The following is a 22,940-nucleotide window of genomic DNA, read 5'->3' on the forward strand; positions in this document are numbered from 1 at the left end:
AAGTGCCTCAGAGGTACTGACCTGTGCTGTGCCCGTCGTGTGGCACAGCTCCCGGAGGCAGCGCGCCCTGGCGCATCTGTTCGAGTTGGCTGCGGGCGGCCATCTGCTGAGCGAACAGCGCGGTCTGGATGCCGTGGAACAGGCCCTCCAGCCAGCCGACGAGCTGAGCCTGCGCGATCCGCAGCTCGGCGTCAGACGGGGTCACATCGTCCGAGAAGGGCAGGGCCAGCCGGTCGAGCTCGTCACGGAGTTCCGGCGCCAGCCCGTCGGCGAGCTCGGCGATCGACGTGCGGTGGATCTCCGCGAGCCGGTTGCGGCTGGCGTCGTCGAGAGGAGCCGCGCGCACCTCTTCGAGCAACTGCTTGATCATCGTCCCGATCCGCATCACCTTCGCGGGCTGTTCCACCATCGACGCGACGGTGCCGGGCTGGTCGTCGTCCGCGGAAGCGCGGCTCTCCTCGTTCGACGGCAGTCCGCCGGGGAGGATGATGGACTGCTGCTGGGGAAAGCCCGAATCGGGCTGGTCGTCTGGGCCGCCCGGTGTCGGGGAGCCGAACATTGCGGGGTGCATGGCGTCCATTGTGCCTTTTCGGTGCCAGTATCGTTGTGCGCATGCCGTTCGACATCGCCTCGGTCAGGGGGCTCTTTCCCGCGTTGGGGGACGGCTGGATCTACCTCGATCCGCAGACCGGGATGCAGATCCCGGATTCGGTGGCGTCCGCCGTCTCGACCGGATTCCGGTCGCTTCCGGTGGTCGCGGGCAGTCGTAGCCCCCAGGCTCGCGCAGCGGCGGAGACGATCGAGAACGCCCGGCGGGCGGTCGCGGATCTGCTCGGCGCCGATCCCGCCGGTGTGGTGCTGGGGTCGTCTCGAGCTGCGCTGATGTCGGCGCTGGCCGACGCGTTGCCCCTGTCCGCGTGGCTGAACCGGAACATCGTGCTCTCGCGGTCTGACGACGAGGCCGTTCTGACGCCGGCGCTGACCGGAGCGGCACGCCACGGGACTCAGGTCCGGTGGGCGGAGATCGACGTGGAGGACGGGACCCTTCCGACCTGGCAGTTCGCCGACATCATCGACGACCGCACCTCACTGGTGGCAGTCACTCTCGCCTCGTCGGTGAACGGCGCGATCACCGATATCGGTCCTATCGCCGGGCACGCCCGCGCCGCGCGGGCCCGGCTTCTGGTGGACGCGACCACCGCGGCGCCCTATGTGCCGCTGTCGATGGACGAGCTCGGCGCCGATGCGGTGCTGGTCAGCGCCGAGCGGTGGGGCGGCCCGCGGGTCGCCGCCCTCGTCTTCGCCGATCCGGAGCAGTTGGGCTCACTGGTCCGCGTGTCGATGAATCCGAAGGCCGCCGGCGTGGCACGCCTCGAACCCGAGCCGCTGCCGGGCGCCCTGCTCGCCGGGTTGATCGCGTCGATCGAGTATCTCGCCGGCCTCGATCAAGCAGCTGCGGGCACTCGCCGCGAACGCATCACCGCGTCGATGGACGCGACCTTCGAGTACGTGCACCGTCTGCTGTACTACCTGGTGAACTCCCTGTCCCATCTGTCGAACGTGCGGGTCATCGGGCCCGATGTGCACCGGGTCCCCGTGGTCAGCTTCGTCGTCGAGGGTGTTCCGGCCACCGAAGTCTGTGTTCGGCTCAGCGACAACGGGATCGCCGCACTGGCAGAGGTTCCCAGCCGCGCGCTGGGGGCGATCGGCGTCGACGAGATCGGCGGCGCCGTCACGGTGGGGCTCTCTCCGTACTCCACTCCGTACGAGGTAGACCAGCTGGTGAGGGTGCTCGGCTCGTTCGGCTGATCGCGCATACGGTGTTGATCCGTTCGGCGGACGTCGAGTTTGGCCACCGCGTACCCGCCGGTAGGGTCGTGATCGGCCGACCGTGACTCGTCGTGGCGGTCGATCGAGAATCTCATGAGGGTGGAGGACACGACCTTGGCGGAACCGGAAGGTGGCGATTTCGCTGAGCGCGGCGCTGAAGGGCCTGCGTTGACGCCGGAGCAGCAGAAGCTGTGGCAGCAGTTCGTGAGCGGCGGTTGGATGATGTACCGCGCGTTCTTCCGCGAGATCGACCGTGCGGCGCCGCTGACGTCGGCGGACTGGCGACTGCTCGAGGTTCTCGCGTCCGCGCCGCAACTGCGCATCAGCGATCTCGCCGATGCCACCCAGATCGGTCTCAGCACGGTGTCGCGCCAGGTCAGCCGCTTTCTGGAGCGCGGCTACGTGGTGCGCGCGGAGTCGGTGGAGGACGATGCCCGTCAGAAGTGGGTGCAGATCACCGACGAGGGTATGGAAGCGCTCAAGCCGATCCTCGACACGCGTGACCGGGCGGTGCGCCGACTCGTCGTCGACCAACTGACTCCCGAGGAGTTCGAGCAGCTCTGCACGCTCTTCGGCAACCTCGGCGCGCGCATCGCCGAGACCGAGGACTGACGCCGAAGGGCGATGCCGCCGCGGCCGTCAGCCGATGGTCAGAAGCACTTTGCCGACGGCGTCGCCGGATTCGAGACGCGCGTGCGCCGCATCGACCTCCGCGAGCGGGAAGGTGGAGTCGATCACCGGCCGGATGTCGCCCGACTCGATGAGCGGCCACGTGCGTGCCACGGTCTCGGTGACCACTGCGGCCTTCGAATCCGGTCCGCCGCTGGCGGGGCGGGGACGCAGGGTGGTGCCGCTGACCGACGCGCGCTTGGCCATCAGTTGCCCGATGTTCAGTTCGGCCTTGGCGCCGCCCTGCATGCCGATGATGACCAGGCGGCCGTTGGTGGCCAGCGCCGAGACGTTCCGGGCCAGGTACTTGGCGCCGATGATGTCGAGGATGACGTCGGCGCCGCCCTCGATCTTGAGGCGCTCGACGAAGTCGTCGACGGTGTAGTCGATCAGGATGTCGGCGCCCAACTCGGCCGCGCGTGCGAGCTTCTTCTCGTTGCGCGCGGTGGTCGCCACGCGCGCGCCGAGCGCGCTCGCCAGTTGGATGGCGTGTGTGCCGATGCCGCTGGTGCCGCCGTGGACGAGGAAGAGCTCGCCCGGCGCCAGCCGGCCGGTCATCACCACATTCGACATCACCGTGCACGCGACCTCCGGCAGCGATGCCGCCGAGATCAGGTCGACGCCGCGCGGAATCGGCATCACCTGGACCGCTGGCACGGCGACGCGCTCGGCGTAACCGCCGCCGGCCAGCAGCGCGCAGACCTCGTCGCCGACCCGCCACCCGGTGACGCCGGTGCCGAGCGCGCTGACCACGCCCGACACTTCGAGCCCGAAGATGTCGGAGGCTCCCGGCGGCGGGGGATAGTGCCCTGCGCGCTGGAGGAGGTCGGCTCGATTGACTCCCGCCGCGGCCACGTCGATGACGACCTCGCCGGGCTGTGGTTCGGGGTCGGGGACGTCGGTGAGGGTCGCGGACGCGGTACCGGGGATGGCTCGCATACGGTTCAGTGTTCCAGCACGAGCCCGGTCGCGTCGAGAGCCCATTCGTCCGGTGCGACCCGGGACCACCGGCGGGCTCCCGGCCACCGAGCATGCGATAACGTGGATCGCCAGGGAAGCGTGGCAGAGCGGCCGAATGCACTCGCCTTGAAAGCGAGCGTGGGTAAAACCACCGGGGGTTCAAATCCCTCCGCTTCCGCCATGTGATGAGTCGCGACATCGTTTACACACGATGTCGCGACTCATTGCTTTTCCGGGGGTAGTGCGTGATTGCTGGTAGCAGGTCCAGTTCGCAGTGATACGTTCCGGTTCGGTCTAGTACGAGGTGAGTCATCGTCGACGCCGGCGTGCCGCCCGCGCAGATCGCCGCGTGGCTGGGCCACTTCGGCGGTGGTCAACTGGCGCTTCGAACCGGCGTTCACGTGGAATTTCGGAATGCAGAAGGCTCGGGTAGAAACCGCAATTACTTGAATGCGCAAGTAGAGCTGACACCTAATGCAGAAGGGGTGCAGCTTTCACCAGCTTCTGCAAGCCGGTCGTTCCGCGAGAGGCGAGCGATTGAGGCTGCCGCCGGCACAAGCGCACGCCGCGGGATCTCGCAGAGGTATGCGCCGATTCGACCTGCGGTGACCGGGACCTGCTGCGAGACAGAGCACTTATGCCGGGCCAGGATCCGGCCCCACCGGTACAGCGCCGTCGACTGGCTCGAACCGGATTCCGTTCCAGGCCAAGAGTCCGGCGTCGAAGGCACGGTGGTGGTTCGGGCACATCGGTCGTGTGTTTTTCGCGCTCGCCTCGCCGCCTTCCGAGTCGGGGACTAGGTGAGCCGCCTCGATGATCTGTGGGACATCCATGCCGCAGTACGCGCACGCCGTTCCGTGATGCAGGAGAGTCAGCCTGCGGAGCTCCGGCTGATGGAGTCGTTGCCAGACGACGCGCTCCGCGTACCGACGTTCGGTCTCGCCTCCGAGCGCGATGGCCGTCTGCAGTTCGGGCTCGCTCGTGCCGTGATCCGAGAGGGCCGCCTCAGACTCGTCCAGGTCACGGGGAAGAATGTCGAGTTCGTCGCGTGGCGGCTCTTCTCGCAACCCGCCTCGGTTGGTCGTCTTCCCGTCACGGACGCCCTGATACTTTGCTGCCTGATCAGGACTCATATTCCGAACATCGACGAGCTTGCCCTTCAGTGCCCTGTAGACGTACTGCCAACCATCGCCGAAATCGACCGCAATGACCGGCCACCCGAAGTCGCCACCGTACTTCTCGGTGTGTTCTCGCAGATCGTCCTCGACGAGGTCTCTGCTCCGCCTGAGTGTTCCGGGCTCGGAACCGGACACCCGGCTGATGGCCTCTGGCTCCGATTTCGGTGCGCTGAAGTGCTCGTTGGTCTTCCACCAGCCGTACCTGATAACGCCAGTGTCTCTGCGGTCGAAGTCGTCCTTGTCGGTCATTCGACCAATCTATCGGCCCCCGAAAGCGGTGGTCTGTCCGACGATCTCACGACTCAGACGGTCCTGTGCTCCAACTCGCACCGTTAGTCGGCATGGACGCGACGTGATATGAACAGTGGCTTCGGAGGGGTACTGTCACACGTCCTCGATACCATTGTTGAGTGACGAAGCGTGCGTGGAAGCGACATGGACTGGCTGCGAGACTATCCGGCCGGATCTCCAATCGGATCCGGTCCAGCATTGCACGGCCGGAACCGGTCGATCAGCTGACACACTTTCCACGGCCCCGCAAGAAGCCTTCGAAGGGGTTTGGAGTTGACAGCACGGGCGACCCAGATGCAGGGGATACGCGGGTCGGGGACAGCGTTCCGCGGACCAGAGAGTCGGCAGACGCCTTCGATCGAGAGATTGAGCAGTACGACCTTGTTAAAGAGTCGATCACCGAGCGGATTCGCGACCTCGAGGCGAAGATGGACGATTGCCGCGACGGTGGAGACCTGCTGGTCGATTACAAGCGCTACGCCGCTCAGCATGCGCAGGCCAAGAGGCGACTCTCAGACCTAGCCGTCGGACGGGCACAGTACGTCGCTGACCGTGATCGTCTTATCGCCTGGGGTCCCACGGACGAACGAGTGGTCGCGGGCTCGATCGTTACAGTGAAGTATCTCAGTGGTGACATGGACACCTTCGTGCTGACGGAGCGGCCATTCGACACCGAGTACGATGTCGTCTCGTACCGGTCCCCTATGGGGTTGGCAGTGCGTCGTCGGAGGATCGGCGACCGCGTCTCGCTGCCCGCTGGCGCACCCCTGGTGGTGCACGATGTCCGGCCCGGCTTCCGAGGCGCACCAGCGGATGTCGGGCGCAAGCCCGAGGCGGTCGAGCCTCAAGGGGGCCGAGTGCGTCGACAACCACGTGCGTACCGGGACGGAGCCCTTGGAATGGCTCAAGAGACAGAGATGAAGTGATCGGAAGGACCGTGAAGGGCTCTACCGACGCCGATACGAGCCGCACGTCCGAACGATCAATGAGTACGTCGATGAACTGCGCTCTCAGCGAAGTGGGGCGTTCATTCCCTATGTTGCGCCGACCCACGGTGGCGTCAACGCGCGGCTGCTCACGCTGTACCAGGATCCCGGCCCGAAGACAGATCCCGCTAACCGGCACGGATCCGGGATGCTCTGCCTCGAAAATGCAGAATTCTCGGCTTCCTTCGCCACGGTTCCGACCCTTTCGGTCGTAGTCCTGAACGGAACCGTGGCGAAGCGGATCTGGCTCCTGCTGCTTCGGACTGATCCTGGCGTGGCAACAGGAGTCAAGTTGTTCTCAACCTTCCATCCGAGCCCGCGTGCGATCAACAGCGCACAGAGACCCGCCGATTGTCGATATGGTCAACGCCGACATCAGCGCCAAGTGTGACGCGGCTGGACGCTGGCTGCACGCGCTCAGCTGACCTTCTTGGCGAATCTGGGACCGCTGGCGTCGAACTGATCGCCCACGTGGAAACCGGCAGATGATCGGCTCACTGGCAACGGAATTATCCGCAATTCGGTCGGTGAGCGGAATGCTCAAACAACGGATAGCCGAACAGCAATGTTCGGTGTTCGTAGGTTCCGCGCGCCGACACCGAGATCGATCGCAAGGCGCGGCCCTTGCTGCTTCGTGGGGCGCAACATTATCTGTGTTGCCTACTCGCGCCCTAGTGATTGTCCTCGATGGAGGATTTGACAGTCCCGCACCGAGCGCCGGTGTGAGTAAAGTCCGACGAAAACGAGGTGGATGCTCTGCGGCACTTGGCAGCCTCGCTGCATGACGATCGGCCGCCCTTGACCCCCGTCCCACGGAGTCAATCGCGGGGCGGGGGTCGTGCACATGTGCGTCGCTGACGACTGGTCTACGCCGAGTTCGCGCTTCCGTCCTGCCCAGCCTTTCGTAAGACATCACGAAGACCGGGATAGAGTCCGGTGAGCGTCTACGGCTTCTTGGTTTTGTTGTAGAAGCGTTCGACGGTGTAGTTGTACTTGGTCCCGTTGATGCTGCCGCCGTACTTCTTCTGGTTCTCGCCGGTGCTACCGGACATCTTGCATGTCAGTTTCCAGTTGAAGTATGTGTCGCCCATCTTCTTCTTGTTGATCTGGAACGTATGCGTCGCCGACTTGCCGGAGGTGGCGCGTTTCTTGCCGTTCTCCGGGGTCCAGACGTAGAACTCCTTGATGCTGTCGCCCGGCGCGGAGCACGTTCCTTTGACGCTGAGGGTGAGGGGACCGGCAGAGATGCGGGCATCGGCTACTCCGGCTCCTGTGCCGAGACCCAGGCTGAGCGCAGCGGCGGCCCCGGCCAGTGCGACGGGGGTCAGGAACTTATTCATGGTTTCTCCTTCGAAATTCTTGCCGGTCGAGTGTCCTCGAACGCGGACCGAGTGCGACACGGTGTGGAGTGACGCTAACGGTCAACCGACTTGGAGTGCGGTTGCTGCGCAGGAGAATCCCTCATATTGAGGACCTGAGATCATCCGTTCCAGCGACAGCGTGAGACGGGCCGCTGAGTTCAGGCCACTCGCGCAGGCTGTGTGCTTGGAAGCGATCTCCGGTGGAAACGTGAGGTGCTCCGGGGCGCCGTGTCTGCGGTGTGAGATCTCATCGACCGGCGCCGATGAATGTCCGCGCAAATGGGACAGCCATCCGAGGCGGTCAGATATGACTCCGCGACGGGACGAACGGCAGGGCCACCGCGAGTTCGGCAGTATGGCCGGACGACCTTCGGCTGGAGTCCGACTCCATTCGCTGCGCCGCTGTCAGGGACGCAGGTCGCAGATCACCAGCGGGATGTCGCGGCTGGTGCGCTCCTGGTACTTCGCGTATCCGCGGTATGCGCGGACCACTTCGGGCCAGAGTTCAGCTTTCTCCTGCGGATCAGCCGTCCGTGCGTGGATCGGTATCCGATTTCCGTCGAGAGTGATCTCGGCGTCGGGCGTCGCCATGAGATTTCGATACCAGTCCGGGTCGCGATCGTCGCCGCCTTTCGACGCGACCAGAATCAGTCGATGGTCGTCGTGCACCGGGGTGGTGAGGTAGCAACTGCGGGGCAGGCCGGATTTCCTGCCGACGGTGTGGAGTTCGACCACCGGCATGCCGAACGGCCGGTCCAGCAGTCGGCCCCCGCTGACGGTCAGCACCAGGCGGTGGGCCCAGTTCATCAGTTTGGGCGCCCAGTCTCTGGTCAGGCGCGGGATCATCTGATCATCCCTCACTCGGTCAGTTCAGCGCGTCCCGGAGGAAGTCGATCGTCAGTTTCCGGGCGACGATGGCGGCCTTGGTGTCGCGCAGGCTGTCGAGCAGCAGGAAGTCGTGCACCATGCCCGCGACGCGGACGGAAGTGACGTCGACCCCGGCTTCACGCAGTTTGTTCGCGTACTGCTCGCCCTCGTCGCGCAACACGTCCGCCTCGTCGGTGATCACGAGTGTCGGCGGAAGTCCCTCGAGTTCGTCGAGACTCGCCTGGAGCGGTGACGCGTACTTCTCGGCGCGTTGTGCGGGGTCGGTGGTGTACGCGTCCCAGAACCACTTCATCCCGTCGCGCGTCAGGTAGTAGCCCTCGGCGAACTGCAGGTACGACGGGGTGTCGAAGTCGGCATTGGTGACCGGGTAGAGCAGCGCCTGTGCTTTGAGGTCGATTCCGCCGCGGTCCTTGTTCATCAGCGCGAACACCGCCGACATGCAGCCGCCGACGGACTCGCCGGTCACCGCGATCCGGCTGGTGTCCATGCCGTACGACGCGCCGTTCTCGAGAATCCATCGGCCGACGGCGTAGTTCTGTTCCACCTGGGTCGGGTAGCCGTGTTCGGGGGCGCGGTCGTACACCGGGAAGACTCCTACGGCGCCCGCTCCGACGGTCAGTTCGCGGAACAGCCTGTCGTGGGTCTGATCGTCGCCGAAAACCCAGCCGGCACCGTGGATGTAGACCAGGACCGGCAGCGGCCCGGTCTCGCCGCGGCGCCGGATGATGCGCGTCCTCACTGTTCCCCACTCGCCCGCATCCACCTCGACCCACTCCTCGTCCACGTCGGGTCGCGGCACATCCGGGTTGGCCTGCAGGTCGGACAGGATCTTTCTGCCCTCTTCGGGCGGCACCTCGTAGATCCGGGGGTGCGGGTCGGTCGCGTCGGCCAACTCCTTGGCGGCGGGTTCGAGGACCGGGGTGATCGGCGGGGGCAGTTCGGACATGACAACTCCGTTCAGCGTGTCGGATGTTCTGGTGCGTGCCGGAGTCCACGATGTCGACATTGCTTACATGTGGACACCTGCGACGCTATCACCGTGGATGATCGAGCGGTAGACCTTCCGGCGAGGAGAATCGCCGACGTGCCCGACTCCGGATCGCGCGGGCTATCGGAGTGCTTCGTCGAGCGTGATGACCAGGACGGCCTCGCCGAGCGGGCGGCGCGTCAGCTTCGCCTTGATCGAACTCCATGCACCGACGACGACGGCCTGAACTCCGTACTTGGTGCGCAGGGCCCGCCGTGCCCGATCGAGTTCCGCCCCGCCGACGGTGATCGTCGCCCGGCCGGTCAGAGTGACAGCGTCGGGCCCGATCCGGCCGCGGACGTCGCATTCGGTGAGCTCTACCCGAGAATCATTGCGCAGCCGCTTGGCCTTCCCCGATTCGGGTGCGGTGACCACGCCGATCCGGCCGTCGTCGAGCGGGACCGTCCACACCGGGGTGGCCACGCGCTCACCCGACTTCCGGAAGGTCGCGACGGAGACGTAGCGGGAGCGGGCGGGATCGAATGCGTTCATGACGCGCCTTTCGTCGTTTCTTCGGTGGCGGGCTCGGGAGGTCGGACCGCTGTGCGTACGGGGTCATCGGGATGGCGGGTGAAGGCCGGCACGCGGTCGAACAACCGCGTCGCGGTGAGTCCGACGATCACGCTGACGGCGGTGAGGACGCCCAGATACACCCAGGCGTGACCGAGGCCCGAACCCGGACTCGAATCCAGATAGAGCATCGAGCGCAGACCGTCGACGATGGCTCGCATCGGTTCCACCGGCGCTATCGTCCGGAAGAAGGCGGGGGTCGCTTCCAGCGGGATCGCGCCTCCGGAGGACGTCATCGCCAGGGCCACGAAGAGGAAGGTGTTCACCAGCGGACCGAAGGAACCGAAGACGGCGAACACAGTGAGCGCACCGAGTCCGACCGCGATCAGCGCGGCGGTCGAGAACAGCCACAGGTCCAGCGGTCTGGCCATCGGCATGCCCAGGACCGGGCCCGCGATGAGCAGTACGGCGCCCGCGGTCGCCGGAGCCACGCCGATCATGACCAGCCATTTGGCGATCAGCGTGCGCATCCGAGACAGGTGTCGGTAGGGGTTACGGCGAACCCGCGGCCCGGTCTCCTGGGGTAGGAACCCGACGGCGGTGTCGATCAGCGGATGGATCGCCGAGGCACCGATGAACGCAACGATGATCAGCACGATCGCGAGATAGAAGACGCTGGTGCCGAGCCCAGTGTGGGACGGGAGAGGGTCGAGCGCAGCGGTGGAGATCGAGAACGGGGTGGCGAGCGCCGTGGCAGCCGCGACGTTCGGGGCAGAACCGGCCGACGCGAGGAGTTGCCTGCCGAAGGCGGTGCGCACGGCTTCGACCACCGGGGTCACGTTGCCGGTGAACAGGCCGGTGGTCATCGCGCCCGCCCGCGACGTGGTGTCGAGGTGGACGGTGGCGTTCGCGGGTTCGCCGGGCCCCGGCCCGGTCAGCGCCGCAAGCTGCGCGTCGAAGTCTGCGGGGATTCTGATGATGCCGACGATCGAGCCGTCGCGCATGCGGGCATCCGCTTCGTCACCCGGCAGCCGCTGCAGAGCGATCTTCTGCGGGTCGACGTGGCGTGCGATCTCGTCGGCCACGCGCCCTGCCGGGCTCTGCCCTCCGAATTGGACAGTCTGCGGGGTGACGACCAGCGCCACGGGCAGGTCCTCGAGGTCGCCCTGGGGATCGAGGGTGCCGCCGAGATACACCGCGGGTATCGCGAAGCCCAACCCGATGACGAGCACGACGGCGGCGATCCAGGTCCGGGGATGCCAGAGGAAGCGCCGGGTCGCGGGCTCGCCGGTGACCCGCGTCGCGGGGACGTCCTGCGGGTGCGCGGGGTCGGTGGAACGGTTCTCGCTCACGGGCGGAACTCCTTGAGGTCATGGGTGATCGCATCGTTCGCTCACCACTGGATGAGCGGACGGATCAGGGGAGCAGGAGCACCTTGCCGACGGAGTCCTTGGACTCCAGCAGAGTCTGCCCCCGGTCGGCTTCGGCGAGGGGGAGAGTGGCGGAGATGACCGGTGCGATCAGCCCCTGCTCGACGAGCGGCCACTCGTCGGCGGTCACGGCCGCGACGATGTCGGCCTTCGACCCCGGTCCGGTGAGCGGCCGGTTCCGCACGTTCAAGCCGATCACTCGTGCGCGTTTGCCGATCAGTGCGCCGACGTTCACCTCGCCGGTGAGCCCGCCCTGCATGCCGATGACGACGAGACGACCGCCGACACTCAGCGCGTCGATGTTTCGCGAGAGGTAGCTGCCGCCCATGATGTCGAGGATCACGTCGACCTGCCCGGAGAGTTCGGCGGCGAAGTCCTGTTCCCGGTAGTTGATGACGATGTCGGCACCGAGTTCGCGGGCACGCTCGGCCTTGCCCGCGGAGCCGACGGTGACCGCGACACGGGCGCCGATCGCCTTCGCGACCTGGATGGCGTGCGTGCCGATGCCGCTGCCGCCGCCGTGCACCAAGAACAGTTCTCCGGCCCGGAGCCCGGCGTCCATGACGATCGTCGACCAGACGGTACTGGCCACCTCGGGCAGTGCGGCCGCGTCGATGAGCGGCACCCCGGCGGGAACCGGCAGCAGTTGTGTTGCGGGGACGACGGCGTACTGGGCGTACCCGCCGCCGGCGATGAGGGCACACACCTCCTGGCCCACTGCCACGTCGCCCACTCCGGGCCCCAGCGCCGCGACCGTCCCCGAGATCTCCATGCCCATGATGTCGGTGATGCCCGGCGGCGGCGGATAGAGTCCCTGGCGCTGCATGAGGTCGGCTCGATTGATGCCGGCGGCGGCGACGCGTACGAGGACCTCGCCCTCGGCGGGGACTGGAGTGGCGACACCGTCGAGCACGAGGTTCTGCTCGTCGTCGACGACGATGGCGCGCATGGTCTTCGGAATCTCGGTCATTTCAATGCCTTACCCGCGATGGCGGTGGCGACCGAGCGAGGCGCGAGCCGGGCTGCGACAGCACTGATCGCGTTGATCCGGCCGGAGACGATTCCGGCTCGGGGATGGGAACGGTCGAGTTCGGCCAGCGCGTTCGAGACCACCTGCGCGGGTGTCTGGAAGCGGCCGACCGCAGCGTCTTCGGTACCGACCACGTCGAAGAACTCCGTCCTCGTGGGTCCCGGGCTCAGGCACAGAACCCTGAGCCCGGAATCGCGCGACTCGTAGGCGAGCGCCTCGGTCAGCGAGAGGACATAGGCTTTCGACGCGCCGTACGCCGCCATCCCGGGGGTGGGCTGATGTGCGGCCGTGCTCGCGATGTTGATCAGTACGCCACGTCCGCTTGAGCGCAGGTGAGGCAGGAACTCCCGGGTGAGCGCCGTCAGCGTCGAGACATTCAGCGTGACCATGTCGGCCAGGGCAGTCGGGTCGTTCTCCGCGAACGCTCCCTTGATCCCGAAACCGGCGTTGTTGATCAACGAATCGATCGTGATTCCGCGCTCGGTGAGCGCGGCGCTCAGGGCCGGCGCCGCGTCGGACCGCAGCAGATCCATCGCGATGACAGTCGCCGTGATGCGGTGAGTGCGTTCGAGCCGTGCGGCCAGCTCGCGGAGTCGTTCCTCACGACGTGCCACCAGCACCACGTTGGAGCCGCGGCGTGCGAGCTGTGCGGCGAACTCGGCGCCGAGGCCGGAACTCGCGCCGGTGATCAGTGTCGTCGTTCCCTGGTAGCGCCCCGGATCTCGATGGTTGAATCCGCCGATCATGACCGGCCTCCCTTCGGCAGGCGGCGTGTTTCGTTCTGCGGTCGCACGGTGTGGTGAATGGTCATGGCTCGGCCGTTCAACGAACGGAGAAGGGGACAGGCATGTGCAGGGCCGCCTGCGCGGAGGTGTTCACGTCGAACTGGATCGCGCGGATCGGCTTGAGCGATCGCAGGTCGTCCGACAGTCGGCCCGTCCCGAGAGTCAGATCGAGCCCGCTCGGGAACCGTGCGCCGCCCGACCGGAGGACGTTGGTCTGATTCAACGTGGAATGCCAGGCGCCGTCGCGCTGGGTGTACGAGGTCAGGGTGGAGACCTTCTCGCCGCTCGCGTGGGTCTTCTGCTTCGGTGTGCGGGCGGAGAACTCGAGGTCGATCCCGCCGTCGCTGTTGGCGATCCGTGCGCTGGTGCGGGCGTCGTCGATGTCGACGTCGAGGTCGGTGACCCATTTCGGGAATCCGTACCCGTCGTGGCCGCGGACCTGGGCGATCTCAGTGTTCACCGGGAGCGACAGCACGTAAGTGTGGAGATGATCGTCTCCGAGTGCGGCGATCACGTCGGCCAGGGCGGTCCGGCGACCACCGTTGCGGGCGGGGCGCACCGCCACGCCGACGGCCGCTTCGGTGTAGAAGTCGATGTCGCACACGTCGTAGCGAAACAGCATCAGGGATGCGACGCCGAGGCCGGGGGCGATTTCGAGAGGTGACAGCTGATCGGGGAGCCGCTTACGGATGGCGCTGCTCGGCGCGAGCATCGTGAGTCGGGCGGACGACATCGAGTAGTAGAAGTTCGGCGTACGCGTGGGACCGATGGGTGATTCGACCTGCGTCTTGGGGAGTGCGCGGAAGAAGTCGACGCCGGGAACGCGCGGGTCGTCCGCGACCTCGTCGAGCGGGGTATCCATGCGATAACGGTCGAACAAGCCTCCCCTGGGAACCGTGACGGTCCTGCCGCCCAGATCGACCTCGACGGTGTCTTCGGCTGGTGTGCTCATCGGGTTCTCGCTTCCGTCGTCATGTATGCGTTGCTTACATGAGCATAGACCTCGACTGCGGCACTGTCCACGGGTCGCGCGAGTCGCCCCGGCGATATGGGTGAGGTGCGAGGTGAAAGGGGTTCCGGTCAGGCTTCGGTGCGGGCGCGGAGCGTCGCCGTGACGACCGACCGGACGGTCGACGAGACGAACTCGCTCGACGAGGAGTCGAGCTTGCCGTCGAGGAAGAGGAAGGCCAGGCCGTGGACCAGTGCCCAGGCGCCGGTCGCCACCGTTTCCGGCGTATCGGACGGCATGGTGCGCGTCACGATGTCGAGCAGGTAGGCGTTGATGGCTTCAACCGCGTCGACGCGTTCGGGGCTGTCGGCGTCGCACACTCCGCCGAACATGACGCGGAACAGTCCGGGGCGGGTGATCGCGAATTGCACGTACGCCACAGCGATCTCGCCCAAGTCGGACGGGTCGCGCGGAGACGGGTGCGCGGCTTCCAGGGCCGTGGCCAGGTCCCGGTAACCGACGGCGGCCACTGCGGAGAGAAGTGCGTTGCGGTCGGCGAAGTGCCGGTACGGTGCACCGGTGGAGACTCCCGCGCTTCGGGCGACGGCGCGCAGGGAGAGATCGGCCTCTGATCCGTTCTCGTCGAGCAGCTCGATCGCGGTGCGTACGAGCGTCGCAGGCAGGTCGCCGTGGTGATACGCCGAACGCGATTGCATACTCCAACGGTACCAAGCGGACAGTGTGTCTCGATCGGTGCGTCGGCTCCTCGCTCCGTCGATCGAATCGGCCCATTCCGTTGACGGCCTTGGTCGGAAGCAATAATGTAAGCGGCGTGCACATGTCGGTGTCCGGCGACGAGCTCGGCGCGGAGTGCGCGAGATTCACCAATCGATCCCGATTGTCGGGCGATCTACCGGGAGGCATTGCCCCATGTCGAAGCGCATCGTCAACGTCGTCACCAATGTGGGTCACTACGACGATCCCTCACGCAAGACCGGCCTCTGGCTCTCCGAACTCACTCACGCCTGGCACGTCTTCGAAGACGCGGGCTTCGAACAGGTTCTGGTGAGTCCCAAGGGCGGCGCGGTGCCTCTCGAGCCGCGGGCGCTCAAGTTCCCCAACTATGACAAGACGGCCAAAGCGTGGCGGGCCGACCCCGCGCGGATGGCTCTCCTGGAGAACACGCTGAGCCCGGAGGACGTCGACTCCGTGGATTTCGACGCGATCTATTTCACCGGCGGTCACGCCGTGATGTACGACTTTCCCGACAGTGAAGGACTCCAGCGGATCACCAGGGAGATCTTCGAGCGCGGCGGCATCGTCTCGTCCGTCTGTCACGGATATTGCGGTCTGCTCAACACCAGACTGTCCGACGGTTCGTATCTCATCGCCGGCCGGAGGATGACCGGGTTCGCTTGGCGGGAGGAAGTGCTCGCCCGAGTCGACAAGCTCGTGCCGTACAACGCCGAGGAGCGCTGCAAAGAACGCGGAGCTCTGTACGAGAAGGCGAAGTTGCCCTTCGTCTCCTATGCGGTCGTCGACGGCAATCTCGTGACCGGACAGAATCCGGGTTCGGCTAAGGAGACTGCAGAGAAGGTAGCCGCTCTTCTCTGATCGGCGCGGTGGCGGGTGGCCGCAGCTCGCCGGTAGGGCGGTACTGATTGGTACCAAACTCTTGTACCGGCGAGTAACGAATGTCTATTCTCATCGGTGGTGACATAGGCGACCATCGACGTCGAATGTGATTCAGGGCTATTCCTTCGGTCGATCGGTGGCATCGAGAAGGAGATGTGATGAAACGATTCGCCTCGGCAGCGCTGGCTTCCGCACTTTTGCTCGTCGGAGGCGGGCTCGCGGCTCCGGCCGCTTCCGCCGCTTCCGACCTCGGACCGCGCGGGGCGCAGTACGTCTCGATCGGCGATTCGTACGTGGCGGCCGGCGCACTGGCGGACCTGTACGGCAGCCGAGGAAACCCGACACCGTCCTGCAGCCAGGCGCCCGACGACGTCGGCCATCTGGTCGCGAAACGACTCCGCGTGAGCTTCGCGGACTGGGCGTGCAGTGGCGCCGAGACCGCAGACGTCCTCAAGAACACGCCCAAGGGACGTCAATTGAACGGGTTGAGCGGAAAGACCCGTTATGTGTCGGTCTCGATCGGCGGCAACGATGAGATGATCTTCGGCGGACTGATGGCGAACTGCTTGATCGGGGCGTTGTGCAATACGCAGTTCCGGGAGGCGACAATGGCCAAGATCGACCGTCTCGGACACAGACTCGACACGGTGTACGCTGCGATCCGCACCGCGGCGCCTAATGCGAAGGTCGTCGTGCTGCCGTACCTGCGTGTCCTTCCCGGTGATCCGCGCGGATGTTTCGTCGACGGCCTGATGGGACGCGATGCGGTCGCCTTCGCGAACAGGGCCGAGAACAAGCTGAATGCGACGATCATCGGTGCCGCGAAGCGTGCGGGATTCACTGTGGCGGACGATCAACAGGCCGGACACGACATGTGTGCCCCCGACGGGCAGCGATATGTCTCGATGACCGGGGTCGGGCCGAAGGACGACGGCGTACCGATCCACCCGACGCTCGCCGGACGGCAGTACACCGCCGATCTGATCGCCGCGGCCTTCCGTAGCTGACGACGTTCGGGACGAGCGCTCGGGCCGCCGCGACGCTGCCGGCTCAGTGTTGTCGGCCCAGCGTCGTCGGCTCAGCGGTGGCCGGCCGGGTCCGGCCGGTCCGCCGACTCGGCGCGGATCGCGCCCAGGCCCTCGCGATACGTGGTGATGCGGAAATCCGGGAAGCGCTCGGCGAACTTCGAAGCGTCGAAGACGTTGTCGTGCGCGTAGCGGGGCAGCAACTCCCGGATCTCCCGCACCTGCGGGCTGACGGTGCCGATGGCGGTGAGAGCCCATTTCGGGATGACGGTGTACCGGTCGGGCGCGCCGAAGGTGTCGGCGGCCATGTGAACGAATTCCCGGTAGGTGGGGTGACTGTGGTCGACCGGGAGGTGCCAGGTCTGGCCGTAAGCGTCCGGTGCGTTGCCGAGGGCGGCGAGTGCGCGGCTCGCGTCGGGTGTCCAGATGAGGGTGCGCGCACGGTCGGCCCGCACCGGGACCAGCGGCGTCTTTCCCGCCTTGATCCGGTCGATGACCAGTGAGTTGGTGAACCCCTGTGTACGCCCGGGGCCGTAGAACTCCGGTGCGCGGGCGATGAGGGCGGGGATGTCGCGCCGTGCGATCTCGTCCAGCACCATCGTGGCCATGTCGGCGCGGACTCGACCCTTGCGGCCGACGGGAGCGAACGGAGTGCTCTCGGTCTGCACGCGGTCGTCCTGCGGATACATGTACGTGTTGTCGAAGTAGGCGAACTTCGCTCCCGCGGCCTCGGCGGCGCCCAGCGCATTGCGCAGCATCGTCGGGAACTGGGTCTCCCAGAGATGCGTGTTCGCGGGGAGACCGGCGGTGAAGTACACGATCTCACTGCCGGCAACCGCCTTCGCGGTCTGCTCGGCGTCGAGCAGATCGGCGCTCACAACCCGGTCTGCGGCGTCCACCTTGCGTGGGTTCCGGCTGACGAGCCGAAGGTCGTCGGTGTATGAGCGCCGCAACTCACGCGCCAACTCGATCGCTATCTGACCGTTCGCCCCCAGAATCGTCTGCGTCATCGCCGAATGTCCTTCCGCCGGCCGCCTGTTAGACGAGGCCACCGATATGTATGCACTGATTACATCATCGTAGGCTCGGCCCCGATCGCTGTCAACGCGGCCATGCGTGGGCGTCGGTTCAGAAATCCCAGTCGGCGTCGGTGGTCGGCTGCTGGGAGCCGATGACGTAGCTGCTTCCCGAGCCGGAGAAGAAATCGTGGTTCTCGGCGGCGCCCGGATCGAGTGCGGACATGATCTCGGCGGGTACGCGACACTGGTCGGGCGGGAACAACGGATCGAGTCCGAGATTCGACAGTGCCTTATTGGCGTTGTAGCGCATGTAGGGAAGAACCGGCTCGGTCATCCCGAGTCCGTCGTACAGATCGTGTGCGTAATCGACCTCGTTGTCGTACAGATCGGTGAGCATGGAGTAGGCGAAGTCGGCGAGTTCGGTGCGCCGCGCGCGGTCGGCGTCCTGCACGCCGCGCTGGAACTTGTATCCGATGTAGTAGCCGTGGACTGCTTCATCCCGGATGATCAGACGGATGATGTCGGCGGTATTGGTGAGGATCGATCGCGCCGCCCAGTGCAGAGGCAGGTAGAAGCCGCTGTAGAACATGAACGACTCCAGCATCACCGAGCTGATCTTCTTCTTCAGCGGGTCGTCGCCGCGATAGTAGTCGTGCACGATGCGAGCCTTGCGCTGCAGATATGTGTTCTCGCGCGACCATGCGAAGGCCTCGGTGATCTCCGGTGTGGAGCACAGGGTGGAGAAGATGGAACTGTAGCTCTTCGCGTGCACCGACTCCATGAACGCCATATTCGTGTACACGGCTTCTTCGTGCGGCGTGACGGAGTCGGCCAGCATCTCGATGCAGCCGACGGTGCCCTGCATGGTGTCGAGCAGTGTCAGGCCGGTGAACACCCGGATCGTCAGCGTCTGCTGCTCGCGGCTCAGGGTGCCCCAGCTGGGCAGGTCGTTCGACAGCGGCACCTTCTCGGGAAGCCAGAAGTTAGCGGTCAGTCGGTTCCAGACGTCCAGGTCCCGCTGATCGGCGATGTCGTTCCAATTGATCGCCTCCAGCGGTGAGGTGCTCATTCCGTGGCTCCGGTGGCCGGAGTGAGGAACGACGTAGCGGTGCCGCGCCGCGCGACCTCGAAGCGGTCGGCGACGTCGGACCAGTCGATCAACGACCACAGCCGGTCGATGTAATCGGTCTTGACGTTGCGGTACTGGAGGTAGAACGCATGCTCCCACGTGTCGAAGACGAGAATCGGGGTGGTCGTCGGTGCGACGGTGATGTGGTGATCGTGGATCTGAGTCACCACCAGCCGTACGCCGAGCGGGTCCCACGACAGGGCCGCCCAGCCGGCTCCCTGCACGCTCGCGGCGGCGGCGTTCATCTCGGCCTGGAATGAGTCGAAGTCGCCGAAGTACTCGTCGATCGCGGCCGCAAGTGCGCCGGCGGGCCGGCCGCCGCCTTCCGGCGACAGGTTGGTCCAGAACATCGAGTGCAGGATGTGTCCAGCCAGATGGAACGCCATCGCGCGCTCCAACCCGGGGAGATTCGAGAAGTCGCGCTCGGCCCGAGCCTGTTCGATCCGCTCGAGCGTGGTGTTGGCTCCCTTGACGTAGGCGGCATGGTGCGCGCCGTGATGCAACTCCATGATCTCGCCGCTGATGGCGGGTTCGAGATCGCCGTAGTCGTAGGGCAGATCGGGCAGGTGGTAGACGGGCACCGGTGACTCTCCTCGTTGAGCGTGACTCTCGTACGTCACGCCACCCTAGCGAGGATTCGGGTGCCCGAACAAGTTAATTCAACACGGCGTCTCTCTATTGTTCGTACGCTAGTGAATAGGCCTTGAGCGGGAGCCGGTGTCAGCGGCTGATCCAGCCGGATGTCGACGCCTGAGCCATCGCATCCGGAATGGTGGTGCCGCGGAACCCGAAACGGTCGACGAAGGGCCGGACCAGCCCGGGGATCCGCGCCGCGAGCGCGTTCGTTCGCGTCGGGACGATCAGATCTTCACGCCGCTCGATGCCGCGGACCAAGGCGTCGACCACCGTCTCCAGCGGAATCATCTTCCACAGTCCGCTCTTGTTCCCTCCCCAGAGCGTGTTGCCCGCGGGATCGGAATGCACGTCGTCCATCATCGGCGTCTTGAAGAAGGTCGGGTGCACGCTGCCGACACCGACACCGTGATGACGCACTTCGAGACGGGTCGCATCGCACAGGGCCCAGACGCCGGCCTTGCTCGCCACATAGGGGCCGTTGAGCGGAGAGTGCACGAACGCCGCCATCGAGGAGACGGCCAGCATGTATCCGCGCTCGGACTTGACATGCGGAAGTGCGGCCCGGAACGTGCGCCACACGCCGTTGAGGTTGATGTCGATGATCCGTTCCCAGGCCGCGGGGTCGATCGTCTCGAGCGGCGCCATCGATCCGACGCCCGCATTGGCGATCACGACGTCGATGCGGCCGAAGTGCTCGGCGGCCGCATCGACCGCGGACTGCAGGCTGTCCAGGTCGCGTACGTCGGCGGACCAGCCGCGTGCGACAGTCTCGGGGCCGAGCTCGGAGGCCTGGCGCTGGGCGAGATCGGCGTCGAGGTCGACGAGGGCGAGGTTGGCGCCGCGGTCGCGCAGTGCACGGGCGACGGCCGACCCGAGGCCTCCGGTGGATCCGGTGATGAGAACGGTGCGGCCGGCGAGCTGGTAGCGGGACATTCGAAACTCCTGAACTGGTGGTGCGGTGGGTGTGGCGGTGGGCGGGTCAGTCGCCGGCGGGAACGTGCTCGGCGAGGAATGCGAGTTGTTGTGCGACGTTGGTCTCGAAGTCGTCCCCGACGTAGATGTCGAAGTGGCCGCCTCGCTGGATCCGGATCTCACCCTTGGGCGCCTTCGCGGCGTGACGCAGGGTGGCGCGAGTCGGAGCGACCGTGTCGTTCTCGCAGACGGCGAAATGGATCGGACAGCTGACCCGGCCCGCGTCGTGACCCGGAAAGTACCTGATGATGTCGAGCGCGAAGCGAGCCGCCACGTCGGACCTGATGTCGGCGCCGGGCGGCATGAGGGCCTCCACTCCCGGTGCCGAATCCGGTGCGGTCATCAGGGCTGTCGACCCCGGCGGCCCGTAACTAGGCACCATGATCGACGTGCGTCCGAGGCGGGCGCCGATCAGGTCGCGCACCGCGAGTGCGGTGACCTTGGCGGATGTGACCGGCGGAATCGCCATCGACGACGCCAGTCCGTCGGTGAAGGGGCACTGCGCGATGACTGCGGCGATGCGGTGATCACGCGCGGCGGTATGGATCACGTGGCCGCCGCCGAAGGACGTGCCCCAGATCACCACCCGCTCGGGATCGACGTCGTCCAGAGTCCGCGCGTACGCGATCGCCGCGCGCCAGTCGTCGAGCTGGCTGCCGATGTCGAGCAGTTGGCGTGGCTCACCGCTACTGGCGCCGAAGTGCCGGTAGTCGAAGACCAGGCATCGGTATCCGGCGGCGGCGAAGCGGTCCGCGAAGGCGTCGAGCCGCATCTCCTTCACGCCGGCGAGACCGTGCGCCATGACGATGATCGGCCCGGGTGTACCGACCGCGTCGGCGGGCTCGTACAGCCAGCCGGCGCAGGTTCCGCCGGTCGAAGGAAAGGTCACATCGTTTCGAGGCATGCTCCGACGATATAGAATGAGATCCAAATATGGAAGTGATTCCAACTGTGGATTGTCTTCGCCGATGGTCCGAGCGGTGCTGCTCCGCCCGGACCGGCGATTCGACTATCGGGGCGTGACGCCGTAGCGTTTTCGGGTGCACTCCGACGACGACACGAGAGTCCCCGCATGGCGGGTGACCGGCGAAATCCCCGTTCCGTTCTCCGACGCCCTCGCCGCGTGGGCCGTCGCGGCCCGGGAGGCCTTGATCGAGACCGCGCGCGTGTACGGCTCCCTCATCACCCAGGCTGAGCTGGGATTCCAGGTTCAGAGCCAGACCGGCATCAAGGCCGGCGCTCCGGTGCGCAAGTGGATCGCCGATCTCCTCGGCGCCGTCACCGAGGGGCAGGACGACGGCGAACCGCTCCTGGCGTCGCTGTGTGTGCTGCTCGACCAGACAGCCGGTGATGCTTACGCGCATGCGCTCGGTGTCGCGGGCCGGTCCGTCCCCGCCGATCTCGACTCGGATGCGGCGCATGTGCGGTTCCGCTGCTACGAGTTCTTCGGCGCGACGATCTCGGCGGGTGCCCGCCCGACGCTGGCTCCCCGGGTAGCGGAGAAGCGCGCCGCTCGCGGTCCGGCACGACCGCCCAAGGCGGCCAAGTCGCCGGCGAAGGCGGCCAAGTCCGCTGCGCCGGGAACGAAGCCCGCGGCCGCGGCCGAACCGAAGCCGAAGAAGGCCAAGGCCAAACCCAAAGCCGACCCGAAGCCGGAAGAGCCCAAGCCCAAGCTGTGCCCGAACTGCTTCACCGTGCTCTCGACATCGGGTGAATGCGGCTTCTGCTACTGAACGCCGCGCTCGCGGCCTCTATGGTCGAACTGTGAACCCCGAACGTGCTGAGCGCGACCTGGACGAGTCGATCCGCATCCACGCGGCACCTGATCGAGTGTGGTCGCTGCTGATCGATCCCCGGACGATGACGCAGGCGAGTCCGGAACTCTTCGCCACCACCCGCCGTCGTCGCGGACCGCTGCGCGCCGGCGAGACGTTCGTCGGATGGAACCGGAACGGTCTGGCGCTCTGGCCGACGGTCAACACCGTGACGACGTTCGACATCGGCCGGGAGATCGCGTGGCATACGCGATCGAGCGGAGCGGTGTGGACCTACACCTTGACCGCCGACGGTGACGGGACCGTGCTCCGCGAGCGTCGCCAGATGCCCGACGGTGCGTCGGCCACCGCACGGCTGTTCGCCCGCGTCCTGCTCGGCGGTATCGAACGCCATACCGATGAACTCTCCGAGCACGTGTCCGCGACGCTGGCTTGGATCAAGACGGCGTCGGAGGACGCACCCGGTGACGGCCGTCCGGAGTGATCGAGCCGCTTCGGACCGTCATCGGCGAGCGGACCCGCGACCTGCCGGCGCCGCCTCGGGCGGTGTTCGAGGACTTGATCGATCCGAAACGACAGCCCGCGCGTCCGTGGCTGAGCCTCCTGGACGACGAAGCGGTTCCAGGAGTGACGATCGTCGCTTCCGAACATCGGGTGATCTGGTCGTCGATCTGGAAGAGGCGCCCGGACGCCCGAATCGAGTTCGAGCTCGCCTCGCGCGGCAGCGGGACTCGGCTGACGTGGCGGCTCGATGTCACAGGCGAGGTGCCGGACGCATCGTTGACCGGTCATATGCGCAAGCGAGTCAACGAGTTGCTCTTCGCCGGGCTCCGATACAGCTACGGGCAGTGATGT

General features: G+C 66.2%; 25 protein-coding genes and 1 tRNA gene. 9 read left to right on the forward strand and 17 right to left on the reverse strand.

All coding sequences use genetic code 11. From position 1 onward, the window contains the following. Positions 1–7: 7 nt before the first annotated feature. The gene (locus tag P5P27_RS00070; RefSeq protein WP_411815724.1) at positions 8–580 is read right to left on the reverse strand and encodes a bacterial proteasome activator family protein; all 573 of its coding nucleotides are present in this window, start codon (positions 578–580) and stop codon (positions 8–10) included. Between the two features lie 32 nt (positions 581–612). On the opposite strand from P5P27_RS00070, the gene P5P27_RS00075 reads away from it, so the two are divergent. Both P5P27_RS00075 and P5P27_RS00080 read left to right on the forward strand, forming a co-directional pair. Further along, complete coding sequence (locus P5P27_RS00075) at positions 613–1,809, forward strand: aminotransferase class V-fold PLP-dependent enzyme (protein ID WP_278125799.1); 1,197 nt, start codon at positions 613–615, stop codon at positions 1,807–1,809. Between the two features lie 135 nt (positions 1,810–1,944). Beyond that, positions 1,945–2,442, forward strand: a complete 498-nt coding sequence (locus tag P5P27_RS00080) for a MarR family winged helix-turn-helix transcriptional regulator (RefSeq protein WP_278125801.1) — start codon at positions 1,945–1,947, stop codon at positions 2,440–2,442. Between the two features lie 27 nt (positions 2,443–2,469). On the opposite strand, the gene P5P27_RS00085 is transcribed toward P5P27_RS00080, so the two are convergent. Beyond that, positions 2,470–3,438 carry an NAD(P)H-quinone oxidoreductase gene (locus P5P27_RS00085; RefSeq protein WP_278125803.1) on the reverse strand — a complete coding sequence of 323 codons (969 nt, stop codon included), beginning with the start codon at positions 3,436–3,438 and terminating at the stop codon, positions 2,470–2,472. A gap of 114 nt (positions 3,439–3,552) precedes the next feature. On the opposite strand from P5P27_RS00085, the gene P5P27_RS00090 reads away from it, so the two are divergent. Continuing rightward, positions 3,553–3,640 (forward strand) — tRNA-Ser (locus tag P5P27_RS00090). Positions 3,641–4,094: 454 nt separating this feature from the next. On the opposite strand, the gene P5P27_RS00095 is transcribed toward P5P27_RS00090, so the two are convergent. Next, a complete protein-coding gene (locus tag P5P27_RS00095; protein ID WP_278125805.1) occupies positions 4,095–4,886 on the reverse strand; it encodes an HNH endonuclease in 792 nt (263 codons plus the stop codon). A gap of 161 nt (positions 4,887–5,047) precedes the next feature. Between P5P27_RS00095 and P5P27_RS00100 the strand changes: the two genes are divergently transcribed. Further along, a complete protein-coding gene (locus P5P27_RS00100; protein WP_278125806.1) occupies positions 5,048–5,854 on the forward strand; it encodes a GreA/GreB family elongation factor in 807 nt (268 codons plus the stop codon). Between the two features lie 1,004 nt (positions 5,855–6,858). On the opposite strand, the gene P5P27_RS00105 is transcribed toward P5P27_RS00100, so the two are convergent. The 9 genes from P5P27_RS00105 to P5P27_RS00145 form a co-directional block, all read right to left on the reverse strand. Further along, positions 6,859–7,254 carry a hypothetical protein gene (locus P5P27_RS00105; RefSeq protein WP_006897508.1) on the reverse strand — a complete coding sequence of 132 codons (396 nt, stop codon included), beginning with the start codon at positions 7,252–7,254 and terminating at the stop codon, positions 6,859–6,861. Positions 7,255–7,680: 426 nt separating this feature from the next. Then, a complete protein-coding gene (locus P5P27_RS00110) occupies positions 7,681–8,121 on the reverse strand; it encodes a nitroreductase family deazaflavin-dependent oxidoreductase (RefSeq protein ID WP_278125809.1) in 441 nt (146 codons plus the stop codon). A 19-nt stretch (positions 8,122–8,140) separates the two neighbouring features. After that, the gene (locus P5P27_RS00115; RefSeq protein WP_278125811.1) at positions 8,141–9,109 is read right to left on the reverse strand and encodes an alpha/beta hydrolase; all 969 of its coding nucleotides are present in this window, start codon (positions 9,107–9,109) and stop codon (positions 8,141–8,143) included. 162 nt (positions 9,110–9,271) lie between these two features. Beyond that, on the reverse strand, positions 9,272–9,682 hold the full coding sequence (locus tag P5P27_RS00120) for a PPOX class F420-dependent oxidoreductase (protein ID WP_278125813.1): 411 nt from the start codon (positions 9,680–9,682) through the stop codon (positions 9,272–9,274). Next, the gene (locus P5P27_RS00125; protein ID WP_278125815.1) at positions 9,679–11,052 is read right to left on the reverse strand and encodes a YhgE/Pip domain-containing protein; all 1,374 of its coding nucleotides are present in this window, start codon (positions 11,050–11,052) and stop codon (positions 9,679–9,681) included. The genes P5P27_RS00120 and P5P27_RS00125 overlap by 4 nt, the downstream gene beginning before the upstream one ends. 64 nt (positions 11,053–11,116) lie before the next feature. Beyond that, a complete protein-coding gene (locus tag P5P27_RS00130) occupies positions 11,117–12,079 on the reverse strand; it encodes an NAD(P)H-quinone oxidoreductase (RefSeq protein WP_278127474.1) in 963 nt (320 codons plus the stop codon). A 17-nt stretch (positions 12,080–12,096) separates the two neighbouring features. After that, positions 12,097–12,906: an SDR family NAD(P)-dependent oxidoreductase gene (locus P5P27_RS00135; protein ID WP_278125817.1), complete on the reverse strand. Its 810-nt coding sequence runs from the start codon at positions 12,904–12,906 to the stop codon at positions 12,097–12,099. A gap of 76 nt (positions 12,907–12,982) precedes the next feature. After that, positions 12,983–13,897, reverse strand: a complete 915-nt coding sequence (locus P5P27_RS00140; RefSeq protein WP_278125819.1) for an acetoacetate decarboxylase family protein — start codon at positions 13,895–13,897, stop codon at positions 12,983–12,985. 128 nt (positions 13,898–14,025) lie between these two features. After that, positions 14,026–14,610: a TetR/AcrR family transcriptional regulator gene (locus P5P27_RS00145; RefSeq protein ID WP_278125821.1), complete on the reverse strand. Its 585-nt coding sequence runs from the start codon at positions 14,608–14,610 to the stop codon at positions 14,026–14,028. Between the two features lie 214 nt (positions 14,611–14,824). On the opposite strand from P5P27_RS00145, the gene P5P27_RS00150 reads away from it, so the two are divergent. Both P5P27_RS00150 and P5P27_RS00155 read left to right on the forward strand, forming a co-directional pair. Beyond that, on the forward strand, positions 14,825–15,508 hold the full coding sequence (locus tag P5P27_RS00150; RefSeq protein ID WP_222110903.1) for a type 1 glutamine amidotransferase domain-containing protein: 684 nt from the start codon (positions 14,825–14,827) through the stop codon (positions 15,506–15,508). 179 nt (positions 15,509–15,687) lie between these two features. Beyond that, entirely contained in the window at positions 15,688–16,536 is an 849-nt protein-coding gene (locus P5P27_RS00155) for an SGNH/GDSL hydrolase family protein (protein WP_222110902.1), read from the forward strand. 71 nt (positions 16,537–16,607) lie between these two features. Here the strand turns inward: P5P27_RS00155 and P5P27_RS00160 are convergent, their stop codons facing one another. The 5 genes from P5P27_RS00160 to P5P27_RS00180 form a co-directional block, all read right to left on the reverse strand. After that, the gene (locus P5P27_RS00160) at positions 16,608–17,564 is read right to left on the reverse strand and encodes an NAD-dependent epimerase/dehydratase family protein (protein ID WP_278125825.1); all 957 of its coding nucleotides are present in this window, start codon (positions 17,562–17,564) and stop codon (positions 16,608–16,610) included. A 118-nt stretch (positions 17,565–17,682) separates the two neighbouring features. Then, complete coding sequence (gene nrdF / locus P5P27_RS00165; RefSeq protein WP_278125827.1) at positions 17,683–18,642, reverse strand: class 1b ribonucleoside-diphosphate reductase subunit beta; 960 nt, start codon at positions 18,640–18,642, stop codon at positions 17,683–17,685. Then, positions 18,639–19,283: a superoxide dismutase gene (locus tag P5P27_RS00170; RefSeq protein WP_278125828.1), complete on the reverse strand. Its 645-nt coding sequence runs from the start codon at positions 19,281–19,283 to the stop codon at positions 18,639–18,641. The genes nrdF and P5P27_RS00170 overlap by 4 nt, the downstream gene beginning before the upstream one ends. 139 nt (positions 19,284–19,422) lie before the next feature. Further along, positions 19,423–20,271 (reverse strand): SDR family NAD(P)-dependent oxidoreductase, encoded by an 849-nt coding sequence (locus tag P5P27_RS00175; protein WP_278125829.1) that lies wholly within the window; start codon positions 20,269–20,271, stop codon positions 19,423–19,425. A 46-nt stretch (positions 20,272–20,317) separates the two neighbouring features. Beyond that, positions 20,318–21,214 carry an alpha/beta hydrolase gene (locus P5P27_RS00180; protein WP_278125832.1) on the reverse strand — a complete coding sequence of 299 codons (897 nt, stop codon included), beginning with the start codon at positions 21,212–21,214 and terminating at the stop codon, positions 20,318–20,320. A 136-nt stretch (positions 21,215–21,350) separates the two neighbouring features. On the opposite strand from P5P27_RS00180, the gene P5P27_RS00185 reads away from it, so the two are divergent. From P5P27_RS00185 to P5P27_RS00195, 3 genes are read left to right on the forward strand one after another with little or no spacing between them, the layout of a single operon-like run. Continuing rightward, positions 21,351–22,043 (forward strand): hypothetical protein, encoded by a 693-nt coding sequence (locus P5P27_RS00185; protein ID WP_278125834.1) that lies wholly within the window; start codon positions 21,351–21,353, stop codon positions 22,041–22,043. A 31-nt stretch (positions 22,044–22,074) separates the two neighbouring features. Then, entirely contained in the window at positions 22,075–22,569 is a 495-nt protein-coding gene (locus tag P5P27_RS00190; protein WP_062366140.1) for an SRPBCC family protein, read from the forward strand. Further along, a complete protein-coding gene (locus tag P5P27_RS00195) occupies positions 22,566–22,937 on the forward strand; it encodes an SRPBCC family protein (RefSeq protein WP_082083923.1) in 372 nt (123 codons plus the stop codon). The genes P5P27_RS00190 and P5P27_RS00195 overlap by 4 nt, the downstream gene beginning before the upstream one ends. Positions 22,938–22,940 lie beyond the last annotated feature (3 nt).

Origin of the sequence: Gordonia sihwensis (genome assembly GCF_029632925.1) — a bacterium.
GTDB lineage: Bacteria > Actinomycetota > Actinomycetes > Mycobacteriales > Mycobacteriaceae > Gordonia > Gordonia sihwensis.

Coding starts and splice junctions, on each gene's coding strand:
- P5P27_RS00070 (WP_411815724.1), bottom strand. CDS start 580: ATGGACGCCATGCACCCCGCAATGTTCGGCTCCCCGACACCGGGCGGC.
- P5P27_RS00075 (WP_278125799.1), top strand. CDS start 613: ATGCCGTTCGACATCGCCTCGGTCAGGGGGCTCTTTCCCGCGTTGGGG.
- P5P27_RS00085 (WP_278125803.1), bottom strand. CDS start 3,438: ATGCGAGCCATCCCCGGTACCGCGTCCGCGACCCTCACCGACGTCCCC.
- P5P27_RS00095 (WP_278125805.1), bottom strand. CDS start 4,886: ATGACCGACAAGGACGACTTCGACCGCAGAGACACTGGCGTTATCAGG.
- P5P27_RS00105 (WP_006897508.1), bottom strand. CDS start 7,254: ATGAATAAGTTCCTGACCCCCGTCGCACTGGCCGGGGCCGCCGCTGCG.
- P5P27_RS00110 (WP_278125809.1), bottom strand. CDS start 8,121: ATGATCCCGCGCCTGACCAGAGACTGGGCGCCCAAACTGATGAACTGG.
- P5P27_RS00115 (WP_278125811.1), bottom strand. CDS start 9,109: ATGTCCGAACTGCCCCCGCCGATCACCCCGGTCCTCGAACCCGCCGCC.
- P5P27_RS00120 (WP_278125813.1), bottom strand. CDS start 9,682: ATGAACGCATTCGATCCCGCCCGCTCCCGCTACGTCTCCGTCGCGACC.
- P5P27_RS00130 (WP_278127474.1), bottom strand. CDS start 12,079: ATGCGCGCCATCGTCGTCGACGACGAGCAGAACCTCGTGCTCGACGGT.
- P5P27_RS00135 (WP_278125817.1), bottom strand. CDS start 12,906: ATGATCGGCGGATTCAACCATCGAGATCCGGGGCGCTACCAGGGAACG.
- P5P27_RS00140 (WP_278125819.1), bottom strand. CDS start 13,897: ATGAGCACACCAGCCGAAGACACCGTCGAGGTCGATCTGGGCGGCAGG.
- P5P27_RS00145 (WP_278125821.1), bottom strand. CDS start 14,610: ATGCAATCGCGTTCGGCGTATCACCACGGCGACCTGCCTGCGACGCTC.
- P5P27_RS00150 (WP_222110903.1), top strand. CDS start 14,825: ATGTCGAAGCGCATCGTCAACGTCGTCACCAATGTGGGTCACTACGAC.
- P5P27_RS00155 (WP_222110902.1), top strand. CDS start 15,688: ATGAAACGATTCGCCTCGGCAGCGCTGGCTTCCGCACTTTTGCTCGTC.
- P5P27_RS00160 (WP_278125825.1), bottom strand. CDS start 17,564: ATGACGCAGACGATTCTGGGGGCGAACGGTCAGATAGCGATCGAGTTG.
- nrdF (WP_278125827.1), bottom strand. CDS start 18,642: ATGAGCACCTCACCGCTGGAGGCGATCAATTGGAACGACATCGCCGAT.
- P5P27_RS00175 (WP_278125829.1), bottom strand. CDS start 20,271: ATGTCCCGCTACCAGCTCGCCGGCCGCACCGTTCTCATCACCGGATCC.
- P5P27_RS00180 (WP_278125832.1), bottom strand. CDS start 21,214: ATGCCTCGAAACGATGTGACCTTTCCTTCGACCGGCGGAACCTGCGCC.